6 protein-coding genes are annotated in these 7,828 nt (G+C 66.1%); 1 reads left to right on the forward strand and 5 read right to left on the reverse strand.

All coding sequences use genetic code 11. The features are described 5' to 3' along the window. Nucleotides 1–372: 372 nt before the first annotated feature. The 5 genes from secF to queA form a co-directional block, all read right to left on the reverse strand. Entirely contained in the window at nt 373–1,353 is a 981-nt protein-coding gene (gene secF, locus QRO91_RS21210; RefSeq protein WP_049428521.1) for a protein translocase subunit SecF, read from the reverse strand. 16 nt (nt 1,354–1,369) lie between these two features. Next, nucleotides 1,370–3,226, reverse strand: a complete 1,857-nt coding sequence (secD, locus tag QRO91_RS21215) for a protein translocase subunit SecD (protein WP_197620308.1) — start codon at nt 3,224–3,226, stop codon at nt 1,370–1,372. Between the two features lie 61 nt (nt 3,227–3,287). Beyond that, nucleotides 3,288–3,632 (reverse strand): preprotein translocase subunit YajC, encoded by a 345-nt coding sequence (gene yajC / locus QRO91_RS21220; protein ID WP_006434333.1) that lies wholly within the window; start codon nt 3,630–3,632, stop codon nt 3,288–3,290. 134 nt (nt 3,633–3,766) lie between these two features. Then, nucleotides 3,767–4,897, reverse strand: coding sequence for a tRNA guanosine(34) transglycosylase Tgt (gene tgt / locus QRO91_RS21225; protein WP_100443611.1), 1,131 nt, complete (start codon nt 4,895–4,897; stop codon nt 3,767–3,769). A gap of 96 nt (nt 4,898–4,993) precedes the next feature. Next, nucleotides 4,994–6,061, reverse strand: coding sequence for a tRNA preQ1(34) S-adenosylmethionine ribosyltransferase-isomerase QueA (gene queA / locus QRO91_RS21230; RefSeq protein ID WP_049428518.1), 1,068 nt, complete (start codon nt 6,059–6,061; stop codon nt 4,994–4,996). Between the two features lie 210 nt (nt 6,062–6,271). Between queA and QRO91_RS21235 the strand changes: the two genes are divergently transcribed. Then, nucleotides 6,272–7,768 (forward strand): aminotransferase class III-fold pyridoxal phosphate-dependent enzyme, encoded by a 1,497-nt coding sequence (locus tag QRO91_RS21235; RefSeq protein WP_049428517.1) that lies wholly within the window; start codon nt 6,272–6,274, stop codon nt 7,766–7,768. Nucleotides 7,769–7,828 lie beyond the last annotated feature (60 nt).

The raw sequence follows: 7,828 nt of genomic DNA on the forward strand, positions 1-7,828 counted from the left end.
TAAAACAACGAGCCCGAAACCCATATCGGAGGGCGTGTTTGGGGCGGTTTTTTTTTAATACTAGAGGAAAGTTATTTTTTTATTTTTTTTGAAAAAAGTGTAAAAAAAACCAAAACAATCGGTATTTGTGGGGGGGTGGGGGCATGGGGTTTGGGGAGGCGGGTGGCCCCATGGAGGCCCCCAACCCCCCCCCCAGTTGGGGTTTAGGGGGGGGGCCCCCAACCCAACCGGCCCCCGCCCAACCAGCAGAAAGCCAGCTCCGGCTTTTGACGTTGCCGTTGCCGTTGCATTGAGCGGGTGCAGGGCTGCAAGCCCTGCCAACAAAAAACCCCGCTTGCGCGGGGTTCTCTGTGTGCTGCGGGCAGCAAGTAATTACGGGCGACGCTCCAGGGCTTCGATGTCCTTTGCCTTGGGCAACAGGTCCTGCTTGCTGACGCGCAGGAAGCCGATCGTCAGCATCGGCACCGCCACCAGGATCGAGGACAGCACCACGATCACTGCACCGATCATGTGCGTCTCGGCCAGGCCTTCCATCGAACTGCCACCGTACAGGTACAGGGCAAGCGCCGACAGGAAGAACATCACCGCGGTGATCACCGTACGCGACAGCGTCTGGTTGATCGAACGGTTCAACACTTCCATCGAGTCCACGCGCAGGCTGCGGAAGTTCTCGCGGACGCGGTCGAAGACCACGATGATGTCGTTGATAGCAAAGCCCATCACCGACAGCAGGCCGGCCAGCACGGTCAGGTCGAACTCACGGCCCAGCAGGGACACGTAAGCCACCGTCACGATCAGGTCGAACATCGCCACGATGCTGGCGGTGACCGCGAACTTCCATTCGAAGCGCACCGCGATGTAGATCAGGAAGCCGGCCAGCATGAAGATGGTGGCGTACAGGCCATTCATCGCCAGGTCCTTGCCGATCTGCGGACCCACGAACTCGTTGCGCAGCACGGTGGCCTGGTTGTCGGCCGACGACAGCGCCTTCACCACAGCGGCAGCAGTGGCCTTGTCCTCGGCGGCGGCGTCACCGGTACCCGGCGCATGCTCACCGTGCGGGGCCAGGCGGATCAGCAGGTCGGTGTTGCCACCGACGCTCTGCACCTGGGCGCCTTCGAAGCCATTCTGCTCGAGCTTGGTGCGGACCTGCTCGACGTCCACCGGCTTGTCGAAGCGGGCTTCGATCAGGGTGCCGCCGGTGAAGTCCAGCGCGTAGTTGAAGCCCTTGATGCCGATGATGGCGATCGAGGCCAGGAACACCACGATGGTGACTGCCATGGCGACATGGCGCCAACGCATGAAGTCGATCTTGGTGTCGTTCGGGAGGATGTGCAGCGGAAACAGTTTCATTGTGCGTGTCGTCCCGTCAGATGGCCACGTTCTGGAGCTTCTTGCGACGGCCGTAGATCAGCGTCGCCAGCGCACGCGACACGGTGATCGCGGTGAACATGGAGGCGAAAATACCGATGATCATGGTCAGCGCGAAGCCCTTCAGCGGACCGGTACCGAATGCGAACAGCGCCACGCCGACGATCAGGCCGGTCAGGTTGGCGTCGAGGATGGTGCCCGAGGCACGCTCGTAACCAGTCACGATCGCGGTCTTGCCCGGCACGCCGGCACGCAGCTCTTCACGGATACGCTCGTTGATCAGCACGTTGGCGTCCACCGACAGGCCCACCGACAACGCCAGGCCGGCGAAGCCCGGCAGGGTCATGGTGGCACCGAACAGCGACATCACCGCCACTACGATCAGCAGGTTGAACAGCATCGCCGCCGAGGTGATCACACCGAACATGCGGTAGTACACGCTGAAGAACACCAGGGTGAACAGGAACGCGAACACCACCGCGCGCATGCCGTTCTTGACGTTCTCGGCGCCCAGGCTCGGGCCGACCACGCGCTCTTCGACGAAGTCCATCGGCGCGGCCAGCGAGCCCGACTTCAGCAGCTTGGCCAGGTCGTCGGCTTCCTTCTTCTGCAGGCCGGTGGTCTGGAAGTTCTTGCCGAACACACCGTTGATGTTGGCCACCGAGATCACTTCCTCGTTGACCTTGAAGCCACGCACTTCCTGGCCGTCAACCATGGTCACGGTCGGCACGCGTTCGGTGTACACCACCGCCATCGGCTTGTTCACGTTGGCGCTGGTGAAATCGAACATGCGTTGGCCGCCGACGTTGTTCAGCGTCACGCTGACCGCCGGGGCACCGCTGGTGGAGTCGGTCACCGCCTGCGCGCCGACCATCTGGTCGCCGGTGACGATCACGCGCTTGTTCAGCAGGATCGGACCGCCGCCGTCACGACGCTGATAGACCTTCGCTTCCGGCGGGATGCGACCGGAGTTGATGGCGTCCTGCGCATTGCCCTCGACCACCGCACGGTATTCAAGGGTGGCGGTGGCGCCGATCATGCGCTTGGCTTCGGCCGTGTCCTGCACGCCGGGCAGCTGCACGACCACGCGGTCGGCACCCTGGCGCTGGATGATCGGCTCGGCCACGCCGAGCTGGTTCACGCGGTTGCGCAGGGTGTTGATGTTCTGCTCGATCGCGCCGTTGGCGATCTGGGTGATCTCGGTTTCCGGCACGGTGACCGTGATGCGGTTGCCGCTGACGTCATAGCCGAGCGTCGGCTGCGCCTTGACCAGGGCCGTACGGGCACGCTGCGCGGCGTCATCACCGGCGGACGGGCTCAGGTTGGCCACGATGCTGTTGTCCGCGCGGCGCTCCACCGACTGGTAGGCGATGCGCGCGTCACGCAGGGTGCTGCGCACGTCTTCGGTATAGGCGTCCAGGCGCTTGTCCAGGGCGGCCTTCTGGTCGACCTGCAGCACGAAGTGCACACCACCCTGCAGGTCCAAGCCCAGCACCATCGGACGACCGCCGAGGTTGGCCAGCCAGTCCGGCACGGTCGAGGCCAGGTTCAGGGCCACGGTGTACTTCTCGCCGACGGTGTCACGCAGGGCGTCGCTGGCGGCGGACTGCGCCTTCAGGTCCGGCAGGCGGACGATCAGGCTTTCCCCTTCCTTCTCGGCACCGAGGGTGTCCACTCCGGCCTTCTTCAGGTCGGCCAGCACACGGTCGCGCAGCGCGTCGTCGACCTGCCCGCCACGGTTGGCGGTGATCTGGACGGCCGGGTCCTTCTGGTAGATGTTGGGCAGCGCGTACAGCGAGCTGAGCGCCAGTACGATCAGGATGACGACGTACTTCCAGCGTGGAAATTCGAGCATTGCTTGGGTCCCGCGCGGCGCCATCCCCGGCGCCGCGGTTGTGCATCGGAAAGGGAGTGGCTTACTGGGCCGACTTCAGGGTACCGGCCGGCAGCACGTTGCCGACAGCGCCCTTCTGCACGCGGATGCGCACGTTGTCAGCCACTTCGATGGTGATGAAGTTGTCGCCGATGTCGGTGACGATGCCGGCGATGCCGCCGTTGGTCAGCACTTCGTCGCCGCGCTTGATCTTCTCCAGCATGGCCTTGTGCTCCTTCTGCCGCTTCATCTGCGGGCGGATCATCAGGAAGTACATGATGGCGATCAGGATGATCGGGAACAGCAGGGTGGTCAGGCCCATGCCCTGCGGTTGGCCGCCGGCGGCCTGGGCGTGGGCGGCGGGAATCAGGAAGGCAAGCAGGTTCATCGTTGGTCCTTTGGTTGGGCGGCGCTCCGGCCCTTTCACGGGCACGGGGTGTCGACCGCGGATCTGGGTCAGCCTTGAAGTATGCCACGGCCCCGGGCGTTCGTCCTTGGGCCGTTTGGCAGGGGGCGTCCGGGTTACAGGGCCGGCGCGACCGCCCCGCGTGCCGCGTAGAAAGACTCACGGAAGGCCAGGAAGGTTCCCGCCTCGATCGCCGCGCGGATGTCGGCCATCAGCTTTTCGTAATAGAACAGGTTGTGCAGCGTGCCCAGCATCGGCGCCAGCATCTCGTTGCAGCGGTCCAGGTGGCGCAGGTAGGACCGGGTGTAGCCGCCGGTGCAGGCCACGCAGCCGCAGCCCGGCTCGATCGGATCCATGTCCCGCGCGTACTGGGAGTTGCGGATGCGGACGGTGCCGAACGAGGTGAAGTAGTGACCGTTGCGCGCATTGCGGGTCGGCATCACGCAATCGAACATGTCCACGCCACGTGCGACACCCTCGACCAGGTCCTCCGGCCGGCCGACACCCATCAGGTAGCGCGGACGGTCGCCCGGCAACTCCGGGTCCAGGTGGTCAAGCATGGCATTGCGCTCGTGCTCGGGCTCGCCCACGGCCAGGCCGCCGATGGCATAGCCGTCGAAGCCGATCGCCTGCAGGGCCTCGGCCGAGCGGCTGCGCAGGTCGGTGTGAACGCCGCCCTGGACGATGCCGAACAGCGCCGCGTCATTGCCCAGCTCGTCATGCGCATTGCGGCTGCGCTGGGCCCAGCGCAGGCTCAGTTCCATCGATCGGCGGGCAACATCCTCTGTAGCCGGGTACGGGGTGCACTCGTCGAAGATCATCACCACGTCCGAGTCGAGCACCTTCTGGATCTTCATGCTCTCTTCCGGGCCCAGGAACACGCGGGCGCCGTCGGTTGGCGAGGCGAAGGTCACGCCCTGTTCGGTGATCTTTCGGCGGTGGGCCAGCGAGAACACCTGGAAGCCGCCGGAGTCGGTCAGGATCGGGCCATCCCAGCGGCAGAAGCCGTGCAGGCCGCCGTGGTCGGCGATGATGTCCAGGCCCGGGCGCAGGTACAGGTGGAAGGTGTTGCCGAGGATGATCTCGGCGCCCAGCGCACGCACCTGGTCCGGCAGGATGCCCTTGACCGAGCCATAGGTTCCCACCGGCATGAAGGCCGGCGTTTCCACCGTGCCACGCGGGAAGGTCAGGCGGCCACGGCGGGCACGGCCGTCGCGGGTCTGGAGCTGGAACTGCAATCGGGACATGGAGCGGTCGTTCAGGCAAATAGTCGCCTATTGTCTCCCAAGAAGGCGTGCGCACCAAGGTGCGCACCCACAGGGGGCCTGCCCTCCCAGGCTGCCCTACCCCGCCTGCGGGAACAGCAGCATCGCGTCGCCGTAGCTGAAGAAGCGGTAGCGCTGCTCGATCGCGTGCTGGTAGGCCTCGAATACGCGCTCCTTGCCGGCGAACGCGGAGATCATCATCAGCAGCGTGCTTTCCGGCAGATGGAAGTTGGTCACCATCGCGTCGACGCTGCGGATGCGGTAACCGGGGGTGATGAAGATCTGGGTCTCGCCGGCAAACGGCAGCAGCTCACCGTCACGCATCGCGCTCTCCAGCGCGCGCACCACGGTGGTGCCCACGCCAATCACCCGGCCGCCGGCCGCGCGCGTGCGCCGTACCTGCTGCACCAGCTCAGCGCCGACGTTCAGCCACTCGCGGTGCATCACGTGGTCCTTCAGGTCATCGGCGCGCACCGGCTGGAAGGTGCCCGCGCCAACGTGCAGGGTGACGTGGCCGAACTCCACGCCCTTCTCCTTCAATGCGGCCAGCAGCGGTTCGTCGAAATGCAGGCCGGCGGTCGGCGCGGCCACCGCGCCCACTTCGCGCGCGAACACGGTCTGGTAGCGCTCGCGGTCGTCCACGCCCGGCTCGCGCTGGATGTAGGGCGGCAGCGGCAGGCGGCCGGCATGCAGCAACCACTGCTCCAGCGACTCCGGCACATGGAACTGCAGCACGTAGAACTCGCCGTCACGGCCCAGCACCTCGGCTTCGCCACCTGCGTCCAGGGCGATGCGACTGCCGGCCTTCGGCGACTTGCTGGCGCCGACCTGCGCGCGGGCCTGCTGGCCACCGAGCAGGCGCTCGATCAGGATTTCAACGCGGCCACCACTGGCCTTCTGCCCGAACAGGCGCGCCGGGATCACCCGGGTGTCGTTGAACACCAGCAGATCGCCCGGCTGCAGCAGCGACGGCAGGTCGCGCACCTGCAGATCGGTGAAGGCGGCCGGTGCCGGCGGCACCAGCATCAGTCGGCTGGCGGAGCGCTCGGCCAGGGGAGCCTGCGCGATCAGTTCAGCCGGCAGGTCGTAGTGGAAATCGGACTTCTTCAAGGCGGTGGGCGGCAACAGGTCGACAATGGCGCGCATTGTACGTCCAGCGTCTGCGAGCCGGCGCGCTTCGCGGCGAACGTCGCGCAAAATGCTGCTATGCAGCAGGTTTCTGCGGGGTTATCGCGCAAAAAAACAAGTGCTAGCATCGAGTCGGAAGTCCGCTGCACGAGCCTGCCCCAAGCGCGCGTGATGACGCGCGTTTTGCTTTTGAAGACCCGTGCGACCCATTGTTTCAGGAGATCTGCAATGAGCTTCATCGAACGCCTCGCCCCCCTGCGCAGCCAGCCCGGCACCCGCCTCACCACCGGCCTGGACGACGCCACCCTGACCGCCCTGTCCGCCCACCACCCGCAGCTGATCGCCGCGGTGGACGCCGCCGCCGAGGAATTCGCGCGTGTGCAGGCCGACCTGGGGCCGCTGCTGGCGCAGGACGAACAGGCGCAGATCGACGCGATGCAGGACGGTTTCGTCAATTTCTACGCCGATGACGCAGTGACGCCGTACGTGGCGCTGGCCGCGCGCGGCCCGTGGGTGGTCACCCTGAAGGGCGCCGTGCTGTACGACGCCGGCGGCTACGGCATGCTCGGTTTCGGGCATACCCCGGACGCGGTACTGGAAGCGATGGCCCGTCCGCAGGTGATGGCCAACATCATGACCCCCAGCCTGTCGCAGCAGCGCTTCATCACTGCCCTGCGCGCCGAGATCGGCCACCGCCGTGGCGGCTGCCCGTTCACCCGTTTCATGTGCCTGAATTCCGGCTCCGAAGCGGTCGGTCTGGCCGCCCGCATTGCCGACGTCAATGCCAAGCTGCAGACCGACCCGGGCGCGCGCCACGCCGGCGCCGCGATCAAGCGCGTGGTGGTCAAGGGCAGCTTCCATGGCCGCACCGACCGCCCGGCGCTGTACTCCGATTCCAGCCGCAAGAGCTACATGCAGCACCTGGCCAGCTACCGTGGCGAGGATTCGGTGATCACCGTGGCGCCTTACGACGAGGCCGGCCTGCGCAAAGTGTTCGAGGATGCCGCGCGCAACCAGTGGTTCATCGAGGCGGTATTCCTGGAGCCGGTGATGGGCGAAGGCGACCCGGGCCGTTCGGTGCCGCCGTCGTTCTATGCCGTTGCCCGTGAACTGACCCGTGCCCATGGCAGCCTGTTGCTGCTGGACTCGATCCAGGCCGGCCTGCGCGCGCATGGCGTGCTGTCGGTGGTCGATTACCCCGGCTTCGAAGGCCTGGACCCGCCGGACATGGAGACCTACTCCAAGGCACTGAACGCGGCGCAGTACCCGCTGTCGGTGCTGGCGGTGACCGAACATGCCGCGCAGCTGTACCGCAAGGGCATCTACGGCAACACCATGACCAGCAACCCGCGTGCGCTGGACGTGGCCTGCGCCACCCTGGCGCAGCTGACCCCGCAGGTGCGCGCCAACATCGCCGAGCGCGGTGCCGAGGCCGTGCGCAAGCTGGAGCAGCTCAAGGGTGAGCTGGGTGGCCTGATCACCAAGGTGCAGGGCACCGGCCTGCTGTTCTCCTGCGAGCTGGCCCCGCAGTTCAAGTGCTACGGCGCCAACTCCACCGAGGAATGGCTGCGCCAGCACGGCATCAACGTGATCCACGGTGGCGAGAACTCGCTGCGCTTCACCCCGCACTTCGGCATGGACAGCGAGGAGCTGGACCTGCTGGTGGGCATGGTCGGCCGCGCCCTCCGCGAAGGCCCGCGCCGCGAGCAGGCTGCGGCGGCGTAAGCCCCTGCTTCTTGTAGAGGCGCGCCCTGGTCGGGTGGGGCCTTTGCGCGCTCTGCAACC

The sequence above is a fragment of the Stenotrophomonas maltophilia group sp. Smal32 genome (assembly GCF_030237085.1).
Classification (GTDB): Bacteria; Pseudomonadota; Gammaproteobacteria; order Xanthomonadales; family Xanthomonadaceae; genus Stenotrophomonas; species Stenotrophomonas maltophilia_Q.